The sequence below is a fragment of the Sphingobacterium sp. 18053 genome (assembly GCF_902706145.1).
Classification (GTDB): Bacteria; Bacteroidota; Bacteroidia; order Sphingobacteriales; family Sphingobacteriaceae; genus Sphingobacterium; species Sphingobacterium paramultivorum.
The window spans coordinates 526,057-547,708 of the sequence record NZ_CACSJW010000005.1 but is presented as its reverse complement, the minus strand read 5'-3'; the positions used below and the strand labels follow the sequence as shown (position 1 = coordinate 547,708).

The following is a 21,652-nucleotide window of genomic DNA, read 5'->3' as shown; positions in this document are numbered from 1 at the left end:
ACGATCTGTCTGCTAGCTCTCTTTCTGACGGCTTGCAACAGTCCGTCAAATAGTAAGATGAATAACGATAATGGATTGATTGTGATCGGAACGCGTGTGAATACCCCCAAAGGACGGATGTTCTATTTGGGAGCCTATCGGGATATACCCCAAAAAGTTGATCCCAAAGATATGTTGCTCTTGGGGCGCGAAAATGCGATATATTCCTATGGCGAGCATCCTTACATTTGGGATGGTATCTCTGCTATGCTGAGGAAGTATCATGTAGATAGACAGATGAAGATAACGGCGACTGACTCTATTCATTTCAAAAGCTTAGTTAACAGTGAATCGTTTGGTTCATTAGCCTTTATTTCAGAGGAAGAGGCTTATGCATTCTTTCTTGCCGACGGAAAGATTATCCAGTTTAATCCAACTACAATGCATGTTGCTGCATCTTTGAACGTACAACCACTTCCGAAGGGAAAAGCTACAGAGGTCAATACAAACACCTATTATTCCTTTGTAACGGACGATCATACCGTACTATTGCCTATAGGAACAAATCCCAATAGCTTTGCTAAATTTCCGACCAACGCCCAGGTTGCTGTTTTCAATTACAAGGAAAAGACAATACAGTATTCAAGTGATTCACGTATGTCGCTAGGGTATAATAATTTTGCTGTAGATATTTTGAATGGCGACCTGTATTATAGACCATCTAAGTATATCGCGCGAGCACAGGATTATTCGCCTGTTGTAGATTCACCGCCAACAGGAGGTTTGTTGAAGGTTCGGAAAGATGGGAACTTTGATACGGACTTCTTTGTCGATCTTCAGAAAGTACTTGATGCGCATCGTATCGTGTCGGTTATTTATATCAAAGGCAAAGATGTGCTGGTGCAGTATATTGAAAAGGGATGGAGAGTTCCAGAAGATCCCGGGGCCTGGTTTAACTGCCCGACCAAATTGGCGGTGGTTGATTTGCATAAAATGACCTATAAGGATCAACCTCTTTTAGATAAATATGGAACCATTTATCCAGTGGGTGAGGTAGATGGTAAACAATATTTTTCCAATTTCGGAGCAAAAGATGGTACCTATCATTTTCTTGAACAGGATGATGGCCAAATTTTCAAAACTAGAATAGAGACCCTTGGCGGAAGTGGTATCTATATCGCCCGTATCAGATAACGATAAAATATTTGTCGAATAATTGAAGTGCTGTTTGCTAACAGCAATGGGAATGTTATTGATTAGTATTTTCGTTTAGTGTAAATATTTATTGTTTTATATATATATATTATTCATGTTTTTTTTATTTTTTCAGTTATGAAATCAGTTTTATCAATTTTCTTATGTTGCATATTATCCTTTGCTGCCGCGGCGCAAACGCAGGACAAAGTCAAAGGAAAGATTATGATATCCGAAAGCATTCCGGCAAAAGATGCACTATTGAGACTCCTGAATACGGCCTACCAGACTAGGACCAATGCCGCTGGTGAATTCTATTTTAATGATGTACCTCCGGGAAAATACATTCTCCAGGCCTCTGTCAATGACGTGGAGATTATCCGTGAAAATATCAGTATTAACGAAAATACAGAGAACCTTCCTGTCATTTATGTGATCAAAAAAATGAACAATTTAGATGGGGTAACCGTGTATGGATATAAAAGAAACAAATTCTTGGATCAGGATACAACAATGATTGCCAAGATGCCACTATCTTACATGGAAAATCCGCAGGCATATACCAGCATCAACCAAACGATCATGAAGGAGCAATTGACTACTGACGTTTCTGATGCATTGCGTAATGTACCTGGTATGATTAAGATGCAGGGTAGTCCTGGTCGAGGTAGTGGCGACGGTAGCTTCTATTACAGTTTGCGGGGATTTCCAACGAAGGTTTCTATGGTGGATGGCGTTCCCGCTACGACAAATGGGGAGATTGATCCAGCAGATATAGAACGTATAGAAGTTATCAAAGGACCGGCAGGAACGTTGTATGGTGGTGCTGTGACTTCTTTTGGCGGATTGATTAATGTGACGACAAAGAAGCCCCGTGACTATTTTGGTGGCGAAGTAGCCTATACATTTGGAAGTTTTAATCTCAATCGACTGACTGCCGATGTCTATGGTCCTGTAGATCGCAATAGAAAAACACTATTTCGATTGAATAGTGCTTATCAATATCAGAATGGATTTAGGGATTCCGAATTCAGAAAATCATTCTTTGTCGCACCAACGTTCAGTTATCAGGTCAGTGACCGTTTGACATTTAACCTTGGAGCACAAATCTATAATTACGAAGGTACCAATACGCCGATTATCTTCTTGAGCAGAAACCGCCAATTTTTTGCCAGAGCACCGAAAGAATTAGGTTTTGACTGGACAAGATCCTATTCTAATAACGACATGACATTGAAAGCTCCAGCAATTAATATCAAAGGTGAGATCAATTACCGGATATCCGATACCTGGACTTCGCAGACCATTATCTCCAGAAATTTCCGTAAAACGGAAGGACTTTATCAGTATCAGTTTATCCGCGGAAATACCAGTGATGCAATGCTTGAGCGCAATGTGCAATGGAACAATTCTGAGGCTGCTTCTACAAGCATACAACACAATCTCAATGGTACATTCCAGCTAGGTAGCATTAAAAATAAACTGCTTATTGGGATTGATTATCTCAATCAGTCCTTACGTAACAACCATTCACCTATCGTGAAATACGATACCGTAAATGCCCAAAATTTGACAAGTGGCTATGGTTTTATTTCCCAGGAATTGGCAACGGCAAGTATTCAGAAATCAAAAGGCAATATGATCAGAACCTACGCATCTAACAATGTTTATGGCGCTTATATCTCCGATGTTGTCTACCTGACAGATCGCTGGACTACCCTTTTAAGTCTGCGTTTAGACCATTTTGATTCAAGAGGACAGCTCAATCTGAACACGAACGTTCGTGATGGAGAATATAAACAAACAGCTTTATCACCCAAATTTGGTATGGTCTATCAGTTGGTAAAGGAGCAGCTTTCAGCTTATGCGAATTACATGAATGGCTTTAGTAATGTTGCACCGGTTGACAATAAAGGAATTGTAGGTTATAGTAATATTTTAAAGCCGCAAATGGCTGGACAATGGGAGGCGGGATTAAAGGCTAATCTTTGGAAAAATCGCTTCAACATGACTGCTTCTTATTATGATATCACAGTGAATAATATGAGCAGGGATATTGAAGTTACCCAGGATGGGCAATCTGCTATTGTCACGATCCAGGATGGTGAACAACGTAGTAAAGGTGTTGAATTTGAACTGATCACTAACCCGGTAAGAGGCCTAAATATTATGGCCGGATATACCTACAATGATAGTAAATTTCAGAAAGCTGATGCTTCAGTTGAAGGACGAAGACCTGCATCTGCAGGACCGGCAAATGTCTTTAACTCTTGGCTTAGCTATGTATTTCAGAATAGAACCCTTCATGGATTTGGAATCGGACTTGGTATTAACCGTGTCGGTGAGCAGATTACTGTAGATCAAGAAGCGACAGGTCGATTCACCTTTCCGGCATACACGCTGGTCAATACATCCCTTTTTCTGGAAAGAGAGAAATATCGATTTGCTGTGCGTACGAATAATTTGACCAATAGCGAATATTTTGCAGGACAGGGGGTTATCGTGGCTCAGATGCCACGTAATTTTGCTGTGCAACTCAGCCTGAGGTTTTAAGCAAATCACAAAAAAGCCACATCAGATGATGTGGCTTTTTTGTGATTTGCTTAATAGCTATACAATGTCTTATTTGACTTGTGTAATTGTTCCGTTAGTAACGCTTCCCCAATTTGTAAGACTTCCATAAACAATTAATTTAGACTTACTGTTGGCAAATTCTACCTTTCCGCTACCATTAATAGTCAAGTTACCGTATACGACAACTTCACCGTCAATAACCATCTTACCATTGATAAATGAAGTGGATTTTGATCCTACAGTTCCTTGAGAAAGTGAGCCAGTTACACTCAAGATACCGCTTCCGTTTACGGTAAAAGTTCCACCAATAACGCCTGAGCCCACCAAATTCATTGTTGAATTGACGTTAATGTTTTGCTTCAAAGCGATTGAACCATACATATTGAATACACCGCTGTTGATGTTAACAGAATTTCCATTGATATTGAGTGTTCCACACCAGTTAAAATTCCGGTTGATATTGACATTTGAGGCAAATGTTTTTGTGTCCGAGTAACTCGCCTCATTATTGACATTCAGGTCTCCTTGTGTACTACCTGTGAAAGCTGGATAAGTACCATTACAGCTTGGAGTTGTTGGTTTCAGATCGATGAGTTTAAGAATTTTTAAGCCACCTTTTCCCGTTGCCACAAAAACATAGTTATCTCTACTGATCACAAAATTACTTGAACTGTTGTCAATCGCGTTGAAACTTGCACTACCGATATAGTTAAAGTTGTTTTGTGTGTCAAATTGATAAGCTGCGATACCAGCGCCACCGTTGGCAACAAATACACGTTTGTCGTTTGTGGATACAGCATTTGTCACAATATCTTCCGGATCCATATTGCTGTCATCAGGACTTACTGGAATACTAATGCGTTTATCCAGTGCTCCTGTATTGATATTATAAATACCCAAGCCCTGAGCGCCTTCAGAAGCTAAAAGATAACTGCTGTAAAAATCGATAGTGCGCTTTGCCGAACTTGGATTTTGACTCACATTGATTGTTTTAACAAGATCAAGATTATTGGATACAACTTTTATCCCCTGTGTTCCTGAAAGCACATACACTTGATTTTGGTATGTCCTTACAGATAGGAGATCCGCGATATTTACCGATTTTTCGATAGCACCCGAAGATTTATTGATTTTAGAAATAGAACCCGCATTACCTGAAACAGCATACTGGCTTTCGTTGTTAAAAGTAACATCTGTTGCCACATAGCTTGGTAGTCCTGTATAACGATAAGCATCAGTAGGTAGGCCATTCTGAAGAGGTAAAACAATGAGGACTGCAGGGGAGGTCATTTTTGCCAATACACCTTCATCTGCTGCTCCAGCTAAGAGTAGGCTATTGCCATCAACTGCCAATGAGCTTATGTCGATATTCGGCAATTTAGCATTTACGATAAGACGTGGGTTATTAATATCTGAAATATCGATGACATCGACACCACCAAGATATCGATCACCTTCGGTATTGTAACTTACATAAGCGTAGTTGCCCGATACCGCAACATGAGTTGCACGAAGCTTATTGCCTTCATAATCCGGAGGAGCGACTTGTGCGACCAATGCTAACGAGAAATCTGGGTTCTGAGTGGCAGTGACTGTCGAACCATTGGCTGCTCGCTTACCGGATGCTAAAAGATTAGATAACGGCAATAAACCAGCATTTTGATGATCTAAACGTGCATTCAGTTGACTTGCATTATTGTCAATAACAACAGACTGATTTTTAGGATCATCAATGTTATCATTGTTTTTGTTACAGCTAATAATTGCGGTCAATGTCAATGCTAAAAGTGGCAGGTAAAATTTCTGTTTCATAATATTATATATCTATCACAAAAGTAAACCAAAAATCTTATAGTTAAGTTTTGTTGCGGTTAATTTTTGTAAAGCTGTAGTTGTTTTACTACTACAGCTTTATGCAGTGTAAACTTCTAATGAACATAAAATTTTCCATAGCTTGTTCAACTGAGTTTACTCGTATACAAAAGGGTCTGATATAAATCAGACCCTTACTTTTTGAAGATGAAACTCTTTGTTCTTTCTTATCGCTACGGTTTCCTCTTTTATATGGAATTATTTCATTTTTTAATCCTTATTTGATGTTCAATGCACTAATGCTGCTCAAAGAAGGATTTCTTATTGCTGAACGTTGCGCAACTAAGTCTTGTAGCTCAAATGTCATAAACTGCAAAGCTTTTAATTTGTGGCGTTGCTGTCGAATCAACGACATGAAAACGAATTTTAGATGTTTTGATTTTGTCAAACTTATGTATCCTTTTGTTGCCAACTGATTCACCAGAACCAATATTTACCCAATTATTATCGATCCAAGCGGCTATGGTGTATTTTCGAATACGCTCGCCATGCTGTATTGCCTCACCAAAGATGACCTGATTTACAGTTTTAGGCGTTTTCAGGTCTAGGGTAAAGTCTTCTGCTGCTTTGTTCTTAACGATTGCTATGGGATGGGATATGACAGTGGTCAATGCTCTGCCAAACTCTGCTAGTCGATTAACATCCTCTTTTGGAACCAAGCCGCTCGTATCGACTACAATGCCCAGTAACATGTTGGAATTTCTGCCTACACTGGTATAGTAGGAATCCACCAGTTGATCCACCGAAAGGAGCTTCTGTCCATTTTCTTTCCAAAACCAGCCACCTTGCCAACCGGTACGCATTGGGAAATCGGCTTCCCCCGGGCACCATATTGCCCCATTTGGATTGCCGTTCAAACCATCGATAACAATTGTCCCCGTAGCTGATGTCGTGAAATCCGAACGGCTCCAATTGGGATATGGTGCTCTTCCTTCTTCATTGCCTATCCATCGGATCAAATTTTTGGCATCACTTGGACCTTGAAAACGACAGCATCAGGCTGTAGTTTTTTTAGTAACGGAGCAATATCCGGTCCGCCATCTTTTATGGGCAGTACTCCGCCATCAAACCAGATTTCAAACAGCTTACCATAATTTGACCATAATTCGGAAAGCTGCGTTTTCACCACTTCATTGTATTGCTGTTGCGTAAGTGGGCCTCCGGGTTGAACTTTACCAGGATTGTTTACGTGCAAATATCCATTGGCGGAAGCGCTGGCATAGATGCCAGGTCTGATGCCATATTTTTGACAGGATTGGATAAAATCCTTTACGATATCGCCTTTCCCTGCTTTCCAAGGTGATTTGCTGATATTATAGTCATGTGCTTTGGTAGGCCATAAGCTGAATCCCGAACAATGCTTTGCGACGAGCACAGCATATTTTGCACCCGCAGCTTTGGCAGCCTTGATCCATTGATCTGTGTCCAATTTGCTAGGGTTAAAGACTGAGGCAGGAGGGTGCGAGCCCCATTGTTGCCATTTATAGTCGGGCACATAGTTCACAACATCGAAGTGAAAAATTACCCCGATCTCTGCTTCAGCCCATGCTACATGGGCCGGAGAAGGGATCACTTCCTTTTGTTGGGCGTTACAAAGTAAGCCCAACAAAAGGAAGTGGATCATTAAAATATAGTTCTTCATTTTTATCATTGTTGTTGCCATCCTGTATTCTGTCCCAAAGCAGGATTTAAACTGATTTCCTCTAACGGGATTGGAAATAAATACATTTTGTCATTCCATGATCTTTTTTCTAGTGCAGTGTAGATTCGAATATAAAAATCACTATTGACAGTTATACCATTGACTTGTGCCGCTGGATATTTGGCTCTTAATGCAGGAGTAAGTTTCATCCCTAATATTGTTTCAGGACGTTCGATTCTTTTTCCTGCTTTCCAGCGTAACAGATCGTCAAACCTGAAACCTTCATCAGCGAGCTCTACTCTGCGTTCCCTTCTAATTTCGTCTATCAAAACCGGAACCTCTGGAAAGACCGAATTGGGATCTCTTTTTAGCGAAGCAATAATCATATCTGGCATACCTACACGTCTTCGCAGCAGATTGATACTTTTGTCGATATCAGTTTGTTTGATATCACCCAGTTCGGCCTTGGCTTCGGCATAGATCAATAGTATTTCAGCGTATCGGAAGATAAAAAAGTCCAGAGTCGATTGATTGGCTTGCCACATAGCAGGGTCTGAGCTTCGTCCTTTAATCAACTGATACCCTGTATTGGCAGTGTTTGTTCCAATTCTGGGTAGATCAATAATGTCTTTCGATCCGTCGCTGTTTTGTAGTAATACAAAGCCTTTGGTTGCAATTGTCTGTTTGGCCCTTGGGTCACGATCCGCAAATTCATCCTCAGGTGTATTGTCTCCTTTATATTTTGTGCTAAGCGCGGTAGGTAGTCCATCTGAACAAAGATAATTTTGGACGAAATCTTTGCTGTAGCCTGTCCCTGTCTCACCCAAAGTCCTACTGATACCATTCATAAGGATGCTTTGAAGGTAACGTCTTCCAAGAATAGATTCGGTGTTGCCATTGAGTTCCTGTTGGATAAAAAGATTGTAGTAATCCGTTGTTGGATTTCCTGTAGAGTATAAGGAGTATTTATTTGATCCCATGATAAGTTCGGCAGCATTGAGCGCTTCGCGAAGATATTTTTCGCTCCCTTCGACGCCAAAATATTTTCTTCGGGTTCCCTCCCATAGACATATACGGGCTTTTAGTGCTGCGGCTGCATATTTATGCAAGCGTCCGGCAGAAACGTTATCGGCAGGAATATTTTCGACAGCAAAATTTAGGTCGGCCAATACCGAATCCATGACGATATTACGAGGAGTTCTCGGCGCATAAAGCTCTTCACTTTTTTCCGTAAGATCCTTATTGTACCAGGCAACGTCTCCATAACGTTTGGAGAGCCCCCAATAAAAAAGAGCGCGAAAAAACCGAATTTCACCGGCATATTGATTTTTAATTGCTGCACTAGCTTCGGCATTGTTGTAGCGCTGTAAGAAATAATTTACATTACGGATATTTGTCCAGTTATAACTGGCATCTGTATTGGGAACAACATATTGACCAGCTAAAAAAGCGTTTATACTACTAGGGACTTTATCATCTGACTGATTGTCCTGGATAAAATTTTGGGTAGGCAGCGAAGTATAAAACTGATTCGCATAGAGCATCAGGTCATTTTCATTCTTGAAGAAGGTTGGTTCGGTGATCGAGGACAAAGGTAATCTATCCAGGTAGCTGTCTTTTTTACAAGAAGTAATAAACGCCAATGAACCAAGTATGAGCAGTGTTTTTAAAATTTTCATAATCTAAAAGCTAAATCTTATCAATTAAAATCCGAGTTGTAATCCAAATGCCACCGATTTACTCTGTGGAGCATCTTGAAAATTGAGGACTTCTGGATCGAAGGCATCAAATAAGCTCGTAAACGTTAGGAGATTCTGTCCTGAAATATACACGCGTGCACGCCCAAGTTTGGCCTTTTCAGTCCATCTTTTAGGTAGTGAGTAACCAAGTGTAAGTTGTTTCACCCGAAGGTAGGCCGCGTTTTGAAGGTATTTTGTCTGTTGTTGCGAGTTTCCACCATTACCAAATCGTAGCCTCGGAAAATAAGCATCCCTGTTTTCTGGTGTCCAATAATCTGTTGCATAGACAAAAGGGACATTCCATTCGCTCGTAAATCCCCAGAAAGCACTATTGCTGATCCAGGTATCGCGCTTGCCTATACCTTGTAAGAAAGCCGAGAAATCAAAGTTTTTATAATTCAATCCCATGTTAAGGCCAAACGAATACCGAGGTGTAGAATTTCCGATAATTTTTCGGTCTCCTGGATTGCCGACTGTGTTGTTGCCAAAGTCGATTTTACCATCATTATTTAAATCTGCATAGCGGATATCGCCTGGCCTCCAGGTGCCACCCCATACTTGGGTCTGTTTTGGCGCCGAATCGATCTCTTGCTGACTTTGAAAGTAACCCTGTGTTTCAAATCCCCATATTTCGCCGTCTAATTTCCCTTCATACCAGTTATTGAATATTTTGGTTGTATTCAGCGGATATTTAGTGAGCTTGGCATGATTGTCCGATAATGAAAGCATCACGTCATAGGAAAGGTCATCGCCTATGCGATCATTCCAACCCACACTAAGCTCCCATCCCTTTGTAACCAATGTACCTGCATTTTGGCTTGGAGCGGCTGTTCCCAGTACGGATGGGAGCGGAACTCCAGCAACAAGCATATCTCGTGTGCGCCTTTCGTAAAGGTCAAAGCTACCTGTCAAGCGGTTTTTAAGTAAGGCGAAATCTAAGCCGAAATTGGTCGTCGCCGATTTTTCCCAGGTAAAGTTTGTGCTCACAAGCCCAGGAGCGCCTACACTCACACCGGTTTGATTACCAAAAATATAGCCTACGCTATTGTTTACGGGCATTGTCGGTAGATAGGGATAGAAATTGGAAGCGGAATATAAATCATCACTATTGAAACCTTGGTTAGGCAATTCACCGTATGATGCTCTCAATTTTAAGTCATTGACAACATCCTTAATGCCTTCCATAAAGTTTTCTTCAGAAATTCGCCAACCTGCAGAAACAGAGGGGGTGAAGACATATCTTTTATCCGCAGAAAAACGGGAGGATCCGTCGTAACGACCATTTATTTCCAATAGGTATTTCTTATCGAAAATATAGTTCAATCTGAAAACTGTTCCAAAGAGCGCCCACTCGTTCTCGGCCCCAGTGACACTTGGTCGGGGATCATTATTTAGATTGATTGCCGGTTTGGTGGGGTCAACTAGATTATTTGCGAATATGCCTAATCGTTTGTAACGGCTACTTTCTCGATTAATACCAACCATTGCTTTGAAATAATGTTTTTCGGCGAAGGTGTTTTCATATGTTGCAAAAGCATTTAAGGCAAAGTAATTATGGTTATCTGTTGTTTCTGATACGGATGAAGGGTTTGTCCAAGGAAATGTTCCGAGCAGAATCCCATTCACACCATATTCCTTAAAAGGAATCTGATGGCTTTGTAGAAAGTTGTTGTAAGCATTCCAGGTATAATCAGCGACGACCGAGACATGTTCGATAGGTTTGATTTTTACTCCTCCAGTCAGCCATAAATCATTAGAATATCGTTTTCTTTTTCCATTGTTGGCAGCTACAGCGAAAGGATTTGTAAAACTGCCCTGTCCTGAAAAGTTACCGTCAGGATGTCGAATTGGCATAGTCGGTCTCAAGTCTCCGGAGATCCATCCAGAAGATGTTCCCCCCGTGACGACTCCGGCTGTTTCTTTATCGTCTATATGTGTGAGGGCGAAATTTCCTGTTAGGGTCAGCCAATCTGTAATTTCCGAGTTTACTTTCATCGATGGGTTCAAGCGTTGATACTTTTGACCAGCCTCTTTAAATAAGCCCTTTTGTTGTAGATAACCTAGGGAGGTGATCACCGAAGTTGCACCACGACCTCCTTGTAATGATAGATTGTGTCGCTGCATCGGCGCCCATCCTGGATATTGTTCCTTAATCCAGTCTGTATTTCCAACATAACGATACTTGGCTGGATTGGAAGGGTCTACATATACCGGAAGGTTGTTGGCCGGATCATTAAAATAGGCATTGGCAAGAATTGAATCTTGTTCTGTAAAAGATTCTGTTGCTGTAGTTCCACCGTCTTGTCCATTTCGATTTGCCTGGCGGTGCATTCTAATGTAGTCGATCGAATTGATGTATTTGGCCATTTTGGTAGGCCTGGAGACGGTGTATTCTCCTGTATAATTGATTTGTGGATTTTGGCTTTTCGGGTTTTTTGTCTGGATCAAGATGACACCATAAGCCGCTCTACCGCCATATATAGCTGCCGCAGCGGCATCTTTTAAAACGGTTACATTTTCCACATCCGAAGGATCAATAGAATTGGGATCACGTTGTACACCGTCTACTAAAATCAGGGGTCCTGCGGTACCGCCATTGATCGATCCTGTACCGCGGATGGTGAACTGAGAACCAGTTCCCGGTTTGCCATTGGCAGAGGTAATGTTTAAGTTTGGTACTAAGCCTTGCAACCCTTGACCCAAATTTGCAATTGGGCGATCTGCCAAACGTTTGGCACTCACGGTTGCGACTGCTCCGGTCAGATTCTCTTTCTTTTGGGTACCAAATCCGACAACAACGACTTCCTCGAGGTTACTGTTTGCTGCCTTTAGAACAACATTGATTTCGTTTTTCCCCTGCGTGGGTATTTCTGCTGTTGCATATCCAACGGAACTAATAATCAATAGGCTGTTTGATTCTGGTACAGAAAGGGAAAACTCCCCTTGGGCATTGGTACTTGTGCCGATGGCACTACCTTTTAAAAGAACATTTATACCAGGAAGAGCTTGCCCATTTTCATTTGTCACTCGCCCTGTGATTGTCCGTTTTTGAATATTGTCATTGACGTTTTTAGCGATAGGCTGTATCGTTGGTTTGCGCCCTATCGCGATAGAGCGCCCCTTTATTTGATAATCCAACGATTTCTCAACTAAGAGTTCATCCAATAGAGAGGTGATCGATTTATTGTTCGCACTGATCGTGATCGGTTTAATATTTTTCAGGTCGTTCTCGTCATAAATGAACGTGTAACCCGACTGTCTACTGATCTCAATCAATATATTTTTCAGTTGTGCTTTATGTTGGTTGAGGTTGATGCGCTGCGCGCGAACATTTCCCATAGCCACCATAATGGAAGCTAATAGTAGAACAAAGGTTAGTTTCATAGACAGATGTGTCTTGTAAGATTTCAGGCATTGGTAATAATACCTTGGATGATCTTTTTTCATATTCTTTTAAGTTTAATAAACAATGCAGGTTGATACCTATACAGTCCTTGGTTGCGGAGACCATATAAGTCAGATTTACATTGGTGGTTATAGGTTTTTGTTCCAGGTTTTAGCGGAACTAACACAATAATTGGTTTTGGATCTCTTCTCGAATGTCGATGAAAAAGCTTTTTTTTATCATGTTATCGCATAGCTACAATCCTCCTTCCTTCTCTTGTGAATTTTACGTTTGACTTTAACTCAATAGCCTGCAACACTTCAGATAATTTGGCGTCCCTTGGGATAATGGCTGAAAATTTACGATCGCCATAGGGGCCCATGTCGACTTCAACATCATACCAACGTTCGATCTTGAGTGCATATTGGCTCAAAGGCTCCTCATGCAGTACATAAAGACCGTCCTTCCATGCATAACTATCTTCAATACCGCTGGTTGTTATTTCAATAGCATCTTTTCCATTGACAATTGCCTGTTGCCCTGGACTTAAGAGGGCCTGATGTTTTGTCTTTGTGTCTGTAACGCGCAGACTGCCACTGACAAGTGTCGTGTATGAACGGCCATTGTCATTATAGGTATTGACGTTGAGACTTGTCCCCAGCACTTCAATACGCTGTTGTGCTGTTTGTATGACAAATGGTTTGTGTACATTTTTGGCAACGTCCAGATAGACTTCACCTGTCAGCTGGATTTGTCTTTCTTTACCAATAAAGGTCGCTGGATAAGTGATAGAAGATAAGGCATTCAACCATGCTTTGGTACCATCAGGCAGCACGACTTCAAATTGACCGGCAGCCGGTGTTGAAAGCTGGATTGTTTTTACATCCTCCGTTTCAATGATCGTCGTTCCATTATTGTATCCCAATGAGCCTCCTTTTGAAATAATGCCGCTATTTTTTCCGTCTAGAGCAATTGCTGGTTGTCCATCTATTGATAATAACGCCTTGTTTTTGCCTGGCGCAATGTCATCAACAAACAACTCATGTTTGCTTTCTTGATTATTATTCCGTTGTAGATATAGTATTGTTCCAATTGAAAAAAAAGCGAGGAGAATTGCAGCAATTGCTATAATGTACCCTTTATTATAATAAGGCTGCTCTTTAGAGATTCCCTTTAATCTTTTTTGTAGTTCGATTACATCGGAAATTAGCTCCTTGTCAGATGGAATTTGGTCTTCACCTAGATTAAGATACCATTCTTCAACAAGCGCTTGTTCTTGTGTTGTACATTTCCCTTCCAGATATTTCTTAAGTAAGGACGGGCCATTTGCATGCTCTTGGTTCATCATGATAATATAGTTGGTTACTTCTATATGACGGATGAGAAGGGGGGAAAGGGGGGGCGATTAGAAAATTTTACAAAAAAACAGTAAGCTTACCCAAAGCAAGCTTCCTAATTTACTGCGGAGCAGACGTAGGGCTTCTTTCATATAACTGCGAACGCTATGTTCTGATAGATTAAGCCTTTTTGCGATATCCTTGTGACTGAGATAGTGCTCCCTACTCAGTTCAAAGACCTCTCTTACGCGTGGGGAAAGCTTATTAAGCACACGATCTATTTGTTCCTGAAGCAATTTCTCCCTTAGGGAATGGTCGGTACCTCCGGTATGATGTGTTGTAATAGGAGGTAATGAAGCCAAATACTTGGTTTTTGATTGTTCCTTGGCGATATGATCTATTACACGGTAGCGTATGGCACTGTGGAGGTAGGCAGATATTTCTCCCTGGATAGCTAATGTATACCTGTTTTGCCAAATCGAAGCAAATAAGTCATGGACGATATCCTTAGCGGCTTCGCGATCGTGCAACTTATTGGTTGCGTGAAGATATAATAAGGCAAAATAAGTGTTATAGAGTTTCTGAAAGGCAAGAGAGTTCCCATTCTTTAGCTCTTGCAGCAGATCCCTTTCTTCTATTTTTTGCTTATTGTACATGATCAATGGACAATATTAGTAAACAATGCATAGTTGAGCAAATCTATTCAGCTTTTGTTTGAATGCACACGATTGCGTAATATTTGATCTCCCAACGCTTTCCGATAACTTGATTAGAAAACGTTTATTTCAGTTCTATACGGATGTGTATATTACTAGATTATAAAATGAAATTGATAATTTTGAAAATAGCTAAACCACTCAAAAATCTGTAAATTATCAGCTATGAAAAGAATAATATGTTTTACCATTGGATGTCTACTTTTCAGTGCTATTTATCTGCAAGGTTGCATGAATAGTGGAAATACTATAGAACAGCGGGGAAAAGAGCCCTCAGTCCCGATACCATCTAATTTTGATTCACTGGAGTATTATTTTGTGGATATTGATTTATTTAAAATAGGGGAATTGGAGGACAAAAAGAATAAATCTGAGAAAGAGCGTCTTTTGTTATCAGTATTGGAAGATGATAAGTTGGATCTTTCCCTTTTACCTCATTTGAAGAATATAGGATATGTTAGAGGCTCACTGGATCAATCTCTCTATAGTGCTGTCGACTCACTATTTTTCTTAAAAACAAGAACAGATCATGTCGACACCTCTTGTATTTATGAATTTCGAGATATCCTTGTGTTCTATAAAAATAAGCAATGCATTGGGATCGCTAAGATCTGTTTTGATTGTAAAGCTATGGTTTCATGGAGCGAAAAACCAAATTTCGCAGGTTTCGGTGATTGGGAAGATTACGATAAATTGCATCTTTTACTCAGGAGAAAATAAAATTTCACCTTTCGAATTCATTTATTTTCCGATTGTTCTAAGGTGTTAGACCAAAATACCTAGTACAAATTATCGCTGAGTCAGCGGGCTGTTACCAATAGCGACAGTTGGAAAGTGTCAGTTGGGTGCTACCTTGTGAAATGTAGCTTTTTGTGTTGAATTAATTTTTAAGATAACGTTTTTTGTATATTTTTATCAGCTCATAAAAAAACTGAATGTTAAATTCTGTGTTCTTATGTTCTGCTTGAACGATATTAACGAATAAGCAGTAAGAGAACGTTCAATTGATTTAAGAACAGCGTTACCTAAGCATTAGCTTTATGCAAGCTTAGCCGATATATTGTATACTAAAACTATTTAAAATGAAACAATGCATAAAAATCGCACTGATCGGACTATTCTTGACATTATCTATAAGCTCTTGTAGCGAAAGACTAAGTGGAAAGGACGAATCGTCCTTTGACAGTTCCCGTAAAAAGGTAGAAGCGAAGCTGAATGACAAAGAAAAAGCGAACTTGGAAAAGGCCTTGCGAGTGGCACTATCCGAAGCGATGTGGCTCAAAATGAACGAACCTCAAAAATATAATGAGGAATCAATAAATCGTATTTCGTTGGGTATGATCGATGGAAAATCTTATGCTGCAGTATTGGACCTGGCCGATGACATCCTTCAAAAACAACAGGAAAGGAAAATAGCTCATCTTCAAAATGAGATCGATAGTCTACAAAAACATAAAACTGAATTTGAACAGGTAAAGAAAGAGCTGGCTGTTTTTCAGTTGGAACCTATTGAACTGGGACTCGAAGATTTCTTTGGCGAACCTGTTCCCAGAATTATAGTGACTATGAAGTATATGGGTAAAAAGCCGCTAAAAGGAAGTCAGGGCTTTTCGTATGTGCTGAAAAAACGTTCTTCACAAACTATTATCAGTAATGAACAGGCTGTTTTTGGCGAATCTGACAGTGTGCTCCAGCCAGGTGATTCTCGTGTCAATACGATAGTCTTCAATCAGCAAAAAAAAGATTATCCTAAACTCTGGAGCTTTCCTCGCTATCCCGTCAAAGGAATCAATCTGACAGATTATGATCTAGAATTAGTTGTGACGACGCAATCGATCAAATCGAATGACCGGGAGACAGTTCTTCCTGAAGGTAGTATAGCATTGATTGATGAAAACTTAAAAAAATTAGAAAAGGAAATTACCGAACTAAAGAAAGAGAAAATTAGCCTTGACGATTTGGAATTGAACTAATTTTTGAAGTACTTAAAATCTTCCTTCGTGTTTCAGCGGACTCACTGTTGTTTTACCCTCCAAAGGGGAATGATGACTTGGGTAAAGATAGCTTAATTTATTACTCCGGAAAATTTTCCATAAGCGGTAATGAGTTGAAAATTATACAGCACAATAAAACGGAAATATTTAAGAGGATCCGATAGTATCGTTTGACTTATATTTTATTGGTAAGACCTGACAACCACGCGAATTGGAGATGAGAAGAAATAAGTAGGGCCCTGATATTAATATCAGGGCCCTACTTATTAGCACTTCTTTGAATGATTGTGAACAGCTTTTTCTGTCTATAATCTCGGCTAAAAAAGTGCAGTTACTTCTTGTCCCACCAAACTTTGGATAGGAAAGAGTCACCATTTGTCAAGCGTGCTGCAGCCTCTTTTAAATTTGCTGCGTTTAACTCAGCCTCTTCACTTGAATAAATAGCTCTACGCGGTATTTGTCCGTTGGTGGAACCTGGGTTAGGACCGGGGGTTAATCGAGGATATCCTGTACGTCGCCATTCGGCAAAGGCTTCCATGTCCCGGCCAAATAGGTGAATCCATTTTTGTGTCGCTATTTTCTCCATTTTCTGTTCGTCTGTCAAGCCGCTTAGATTGAGCACAGGTTCGTATGAAGAAGGGATTGCCGTCATATTGTACGGCGGAAGTGCCAGCGCCGCTTTAACACCGTCTGTAAAGAACGTTTGGGCATTTGCACTTGTAGCACCCCAGCCAAGAAGTGCAGCTTCGGCTTTGTAAAAACAGATATCCGAATACGTAAACGCATAGCTTGGGATCGGTGCGAATGAAAGGCTGAACCAAGTCGACTTATTGGCTGTTGAATAGTTGGCGCGAATCAGTTGTGATAGCTGGTTATCGGTCAACGAAACCCCAATACCTTGATAGGTTGCGACTCCATTGCTAATGACCGGTTCGGCAAGTAAAGGAAGCCTTGGATCATTGTATTCTTTGAGTTTGTCAACCAGAGTATTAGCCAAATAACGTAGATCGGCACTTCCGGTAGTCATTTGACGTAAAATCGGGTTCTGGTTTTCAGCTTGAGCATCGTTGTAGGTCGGTACTGCTGCATTATCACTGTTGCTGGAGAATAGACCTATAGCAGAAGTCATTGCTTCGGTAACCGTTTTCTGTGCCAAAGAAGGATTGGCGTACCGCATGCGTATGCCGAGCTTTAATTTGAGCGAATTGCCAAATTTTTTCCATTTATCGATACTGCCTTTGTAAAAGAAATCTGAAGAGCCGTAAGAGAGGTCTCCGCTCGTAAGCCTTGCTATAGCTGCATCGACCTTTTGAACCAGTGCCGGATAGATATCTTCTTGTTTGTCAAATTTGGGCGTACGGTTAATTTCCTTATTGGATTTTGTGATCTCGGAGTAGGGGATGTCACCAAACAAGTCTGTAAGGCGCTGATAGAGGTATACTTCATAAAGTTCGGCAATAGCCAGTTTACTTCTCCCTTCTACATTGTCTTCCTTGCCGCTCAATTCCTGTTTGATCTGAACGATATTGCGGAGCAAGGTGTAGTGCTGCGACCAAATAAGATTTTCGGGTCCTTCAAAATATCGAGAAACAGGCACTACCGGTCCACCGGCCCAATGTTGGATCCAAGAGCCAAACTTGTTGTTGGGTAGTTCCCCAGATTCCTGAAAAGTGCCATCACGTAGAATGCGAGCTATGAGTAAGGAAGGGTCTACAGTGGTGACAGATGTCGGCGGCGTATTGATCCGTTCGAAATCTTTGGTACATGAACCTAATCCTGCCACAGAAATAAGTCCGACGATGAATGTATTTTTAAATAGTTTCTTTTTCATGATAAAGGGTTTACAGACCAACAGTGAGATTAATACCGAATGTGCGCATCATTGGAAGTGACGTTGATTCAATACCGATGGAGCTATTGTTTACATTGAAAGCAGAAGCTTCTGGTGAAAATCCATCAGTTTTCCGTTGAAAATAAAATAGATTCCGCCCATAGACGCCCAATTTTATGGAGTTAACAAGTTTATGTGGCATCAGCTTTTTAGGGAAAGAATAGGAGAGACTGATTTCGCGCATGGCAATATAACTCATATCATTGATCATTTCTTCGGATACCATGACTTCTTTGTCACTCGCAACCATGTTCCAGTAATCTTGTGCGGCAACCTGCTTGCTGTTTTTTGTTCCTGTACTTGTCCAGTTCCCTGATCCATCTTTTTGTCCGACCATCCCTTCGGCAAGGTAGGTGCCATCACGGCCTTCCAAGGTCTTTTTAGAAGTACCATAAATGATCTGCTCACGATTGGATTGGGAGAAGATCACGCCGCCCTGACGGATATCGACAAGTGCATAGAGGTTGAAACCTTTATATTTAAAGGTATTGGCAAAACCACCCAGCCAGTCGGGTTGTGCATTTCCAAGATCGGTTTCTACACGTCCGGCTGTACGCAAAGGGAGTCCAGTGGTAGGGTCGATCAACCTATTTCCCTGATCATCTTTGATCCATGCAAACTGAGTCCCAATTAGCTGGCCAAATGGTTTTCCGACCTCCGCAACCACATTTATCCCGCGGTCTGTAGCGAGTAAAAAACTTTCTACACCGGGATAGAGTGATTCAACTTTATTTCTGTTGCGGTTGTAATTGAAGGTTGTATTCCATTCAAATCCCGATTCGCTTTTGATTGGTGTTGCTCCCAATACAAATTCAATACCTCTGTTGCTAATTTCTCCAGCGTTGATCCTATTTTTTACATAGAGACTGGAAGGGGCGATTGGTACGTCCAAAATCTGATTCTTTGTCTTGGCCTGATAGTAGGTGAAGGAGAAAGAAAGTCTGTTTTTTAGAAATCGCAGATCTGCCCCAGCTTCGATCGACGTGGTCAATTCGTTTTTCAAATTCGGATCAGGAATAATTTCTGTATAAGAAGCCATCGGTACGCCACCATGGGTATACTGGTTGAGACTATATGCTCCTGTCAGCTGATATGGGTTTCCTGAACTACCGGCCTGGGCCCATGAACCTCTGATTTTGGCGAAAGACAGTGCGTCAGATTGCCATTTGAAGGCATCCGATAAGACTAAACTGGAACTTACACTCGGGTAGAAAAACGAATTGTTTTCCTTTGACAGGGTCGAAGACCAGTCGTTACGGGCAGAGAAATCAACAAACCAATAGTCTTTGTAACTGAACTGGCCCGATAGATAAGCCGAATTAATCTTGGACTCGATCAGGTCAAATATGTAACTATTTGTCGTGGTGTTATTGATTACAAAGAGATTCGGAACAATAAATTGATTACCTGAATTTCCTGTCATACGCAAATACCGGCTTTGATGGCTGGCCCCTAAGTTGGCACTGAGTTTAATGTCATCAGTCAATTTGAAGTTGGAGCTAGCGAGGACGTCAAAATTGTCTTCGCGGGCTCTGATGACCTCTTCGCGAATATCACCCTTTCGGTTCAAGCTTTGGTAGGTGTTTATTGGACGGTAACGAAACCGTTGATCGGTATAGAAGTCCGTACCCCCGGTCGCTGTGACCTTAAGCCAAGGAGCAAAGTCGTAACTCAGACGGAGTAACCCTATGATGCGGTCCCGACGATCTTCATTGTGGTTTTCATGAATGGTCCAAAAGGGGTTGGCTGTGGAACTATTGGTGGCATATGTTTTCTCCAATCCTTCCGTCAATCCCGAAAATCCAAGCTGTCTGCTGATCTCCTGTGCGTTCCATTTATACTGTGCCATGATGTCGTTGCCCAAGCTTCGCGGCTGGCTGATAAATAGGTAGGCAGGATTGTCTGCAGCATCGGCCAGTGTTGGCCGGTTTTGCCCCTTTTGCGCGATATAGTTCGCCTTGATGTCGATGTGAAATTTATCGGTTATTTTTGCTTGGGTGCGCAGACCGAAATTGTTTCTCTTCAGCGTATTGGTTGGGATATAACCCTTTACATCTGTATTGGCAAATGAAAAACGGTAGTTTACTTTGTCGGTTCCGCCATCGATACTAAGGTTGTTGACAAACTGTTTCTCCGTTTGAAAAAACGACGAGTAGGTATCTGGTTTTGGTGTTAACTGTAAGATGTTGCCATAAGCATCTTCATAAGTCTGGCCTTCCATTTTTGCACCCCAGCTTGCCCGTGTCGTACGGTCACGTCCGGCACTCATTTTAGGCATACCACTGTAACCATTTTTCAGCGCTTCGCTCATAGAAACAATGGTGCCGTCATCTTTTCTGAAATGTGTAAATGTTCCGTTCAATCCTTGTCCATAGACATTTTGAAAATCCGGTAAGACCAGTCCATTGCCCAATGAAAAATCTGTACCATAGCTAAAACGGGTCTTACCAGCTTTACCGGATTTAGTTGTGATCAAGATAACTCCGTTACTTCCTCTTTGTCCATAAAGTGCGGCCGCATTCGGGCCTTTTAATACCGACATTGTTTCGATGTCTTCGGGATTGATGTTTCCGATTCCGTCGCCATAATCGGTTCCCCCAGATTGGTTTGGAGAGGAAATGTTTTGATTATCAATCGGTACTCCATCAACAACATAGAGCGGCTGGCTATTACCGATAAGTGAGTTGTTACCACGTATCACGACCTTGGATGAACCTCCGGCACCGGATGCGGCGCGGCTCACCTGCACGCCGGCAACTTTACCCGATAAGGCATTCGCCACATTGGTTTCCTTACCCTGCGTCAGCTCGTCGCCTTTGAGTTCAGCGACCGTATAACCGAGCGCTTTTTTTTCGCGTTTGATACCGAGTGCTGTAACGACAACCTCCTGTAGGTTTTGCGCACTCGATTCCAAACTGATATTGATCGCTAGCTTGTCTCTGTCTGTAATGGTGTAATCCAACAGTTCTCTGCTTTTAAAACCGATAGACGATACGCTGATCTGGTAGCCCTGTCCAGCGGGAATCTGGTCGAATGAAAAAGTTCCGTCAGGCCTACTGGTTGTTGTTTTTTTCATTCCGTTCGTCGCATTACGTATGGTAACCGTCGCCGAGGGGATGGGCTTTCCTGTTTCATCTTTGATTACTCCGTTAATGGACGCATTTTGTTGGGCATTAGCAAGAAGATAGCTTGTTGACAAAAGCCCCACGAGGCCAAGACGCAGTGCCCAGTTTACGTCGGCTCGAATGTTGGATCTCAACAATAGCATAGTCAGGATACTATGCTTGGAAGGTAAATAATTGTGCATAATTTGTGGGTTATGTGAGTGA

At 41.4% G+C, this 21,652-nt stretch carries 13 protein-coding genes; 4 read left to right on the top strand and 9 right to left on the bottom strand.

Features of this window, described 5'->3' with window-relative positions:
• Window positions 1-57 precede the first annotated feature (57 nt).
• Together GVK91_RS14735 and GVK91_RS14730 are read left to right on the top strand one after the other, a co-directional pair.
• Entirely contained in the window at window positions 58-1,173 is a 1,116-nt protein-coding gene (locus GVK91_RS14735) for a hypothetical protein (RefSeq protein ID WP_159729710.1), read from the top strand.
• A gap of 138 nt (window positions 1,174-1,311) precedes the next feature.
• Entirely contained in the window at window positions 1,312-3,726 is a 2,415-nt protein-coding gene (locus tag GVK91_RS14730) for a TonB-dependent siderophore receptor (RefSeq protein ID WP_159729708.1), read from the top strand.
• Between the two features lie 69 nt (window positions 3,727-3,795).
• On the opposite strand, the gene GVK91_RS14725 is transcribed toward GVK91_RS14730, so the two are convergent.
• The 7 genes from GVK91_RS14725 to GVK91_RS14695 all read right to left on the bottom strand — a co-directional run bounded on the left by GVK91_RS14725 (window position 3,796) and on the right by GVK91_RS14695 (window position 14,378).
• Complete coding sequence (locus tag GVK91_RS14725) at window positions 3,796-5,559, bottom strand: hypothetical protein (RefSeq protein ID WP_159729706.1); 1,764 nt, start codon at window positions 5,557-5,559, stop codon at window positions 3,796-3,798.
• A gap of 356 nt (window positions 5,560-5,915) precedes the next feature.
• On the bottom strand, window positions 5,916-6,578 hold the full coding sequence (locus GVK91_RS14720) for a discoidin domain-containing protein (protein ID WP_159729704.1): 663 nt from the start codon (window positions 6,576-6,578) through the stop codon (window positions 5,916-5,918).
• Window positions 6,575-7,261, bottom strand: a complete 687-nt coding sequence (locus GVK91_RS14715) for an alpha-L-fucosidase (RefSeq protein WP_159729702.1) — start codon at window positions 7,259-7,261, stop codon at window positions 6,575-6,577. The genes GVK91_RS14720 and GVK91_RS14715 overlap by 4 nt, the downstream gene beginning before the upstream one ends.
• A 5-nt stretch (window positions 7,262-7,266) precedes the next feature.
• Window positions 7,267-8,940: a RagB/SusD family nutrient uptake outer membrane protein gene (locus tag GVK91_RS14710; RefSeq protein ID WP_159729700.1), complete on the bottom strand. Its 1,674-nt coding sequence runs from the start codon at window positions 8,938-8,940 to the stop codon at window positions 7,267-7,269.
• 24 nt (window positions 8,941-8,964) lie between these two features.
• Window positions 8,965-12,447: a TonB-dependent receptor gene (locus tag GVK91_RS14705; RefSeq protein ID WP_200845626.1), complete on the bottom strand. Its 3,483-nt coding sequence runs from the start codon at window positions 12,445-12,447 to the stop codon at window positions 8,965-8,967.
• Between the two features lie 182 nt (window positions 12,448-12,629).
• Window positions 12,630-13,733 carry a FecR family protein gene (locus tag GVK91_RS14700; protein ID WP_159729688.1) on the bottom strand — a complete coding sequence of 368 codons (1,104 nt, stop codon included), beginning with the start codon at window positions 13,731-13,733 and terminating at the stop codon, window positions 12,630-12,632.
• Window positions 13,734-13,790: 57 nt separating this feature from the next.
• The gene (locus GVK91_RS14695; protein ID WP_159729685.1) at window positions 13,791-14,378 is read right to left on the bottom strand and encodes an RNA polymerase sigma factor; all 588 of its coding nucleotides are present in this window, start codon (window positions 14,376-14,378) and stop codon (window positions 13,791-13,793) included.
• A gap of 225 nt (window positions 14,379-14,603) precedes the next feature.
• On the opposite strand from GVK91_RS14695, the gene GVK91_RS14690 reads away from it, so the two are divergent.
• Window positions 14,604-15,158, top strand: a complete 555-nt coding sequence (locus GVK91_RS14690; RefSeq protein ID WP_159729683.1) for a hypothetical protein — start codon at window positions 14,604-14,606, stop codon at window positions 15,156-15,158.
• A 362-nt stretch (window positions 15,159-15,520) separates the two neighbouring features.
• The gene (locus tag GVK91_RS14685; RefSeq protein ID WP_159729681.1) at window positions 15,521-16,411 is read left to right on the top strand and encodes a hypothetical protein; all 891 of its coding nucleotides are present in this window, start codon (window positions 15,521-15,523) and stop codon (window positions 16,409-16,411) included.
• A gap of 352 nt (window positions 16,412-16,763) precedes the next feature.
• On the opposite strand, the gene GVK91_RS14680 is transcribed toward GVK91_RS14685, so the two are convergent.
• On the bottom strand, window positions 16,764-18,263 hold the full coding sequence (locus GVK91_RS14680; protein WP_159729679.1) for a SusD/RagB family nutrient-binding outer membrane lipoprotein: 1,500 nt from the start codon (window positions 18,261-18,263) through the stop codon (window positions 16,764-16,766).
• A gap of 10 nt (window positions 18,264-18,273) precedes the next feature.
• A complete protein-coding gene (locus GVK91_RS14675; RefSeq protein WP_159729669.1) occupies window positions 18,274-21,630 on the bottom strand; it encodes a SusC/RagA family TonB-linked outer membrane protein in 3,357 nt (1,118 codons plus the stop codon).
• Window positions 21,631-21,652: the final 22 nt, after the last annotated feature.

Bases quoted from the DNA above. Each gene is read 5' to 3' on its own strand.
- GVK91_RS14735 (WP_159729710.1), top strand. From the start codon at position 58: ATGAATAACGATAATGGATTGATTGTGATCGGAACGCGTGTGAATACC.
- GVK91_RS14730 (WP_159729708.1), top strand. From the start codon at position 1,312: ATGAAATCAGTTTTATCAATTTTCTTATGTTGCATATTATCCTTTGCT.
- GVK91_RS14725 (WP_159729706.1), bottom strand. From the start codon at position 5,559: ATGAAACAGAAATTTTACCTGCCACTTTTAGCATTGACATTGACCGCA.
- GVK91_RS14715 (WP_159729702.1), bottom strand. From the start codon at position 7,261: ATGAAGAACTATATTTTAATGATCCACTTCCTTTTGTTGGGCTTACTT.
- GVK91_RS14710 (WP_159729700.1), bottom strand. From the start codon at position 8,940: ATGAAAATTTTAAAAACACTGCTCATACTTGGTTCATTGGCGTTTATT.
- GVK91_RS14705 (WP_200845626.1), bottom strand. From the start codon at position 12,447: ATGAAAAAAGATCATCCAAGGTATTATTACCAATGCCTGAAATCTTAC.
- GVK91_RS14700 (WP_159729688.1), bottom strand. From the start codon at position 13,733: ATGATGAACCAAGAGCATGCAAATGGCCCGTCCTTACTTAAGAAATAT.
- GVK91_RS14695 (WP_159729685.1), bottom strand. From the start codon at position 14,378: ATGTACAATAAGCAAAAAATAGAAGAAAGGGATCTGCTGCAAGAGCTA.
- GVK91_RS14690 (WP_159729683.1), top strand. From the start codon at position 14,604: ATGAAAAGAATAATATGTTTTACCATTGGATGTCTACTTTTCAGTGCT.
- GVK91_RS14685 (WP_159729681.1), top strand. From the start codon at position 15,521: ATGAAACAATGCATAAAAATCGCACTGATCGGACTATTCTTGACATTA.
- GVK91_RS14680 (WP_159729679.1), bottom strand. From the start codon at position 18,263: ATGAAAAAGAAACTATTTAAAAATACATTCATCGTCGGACTTATTTCT.
- GVK91_RS14675 (WP_159729669.1), bottom strand. From the start codon at position 21,630: ATGCACAATTATTTACCTTCCAAGCATAGTATCCTGACTATGCTATTG.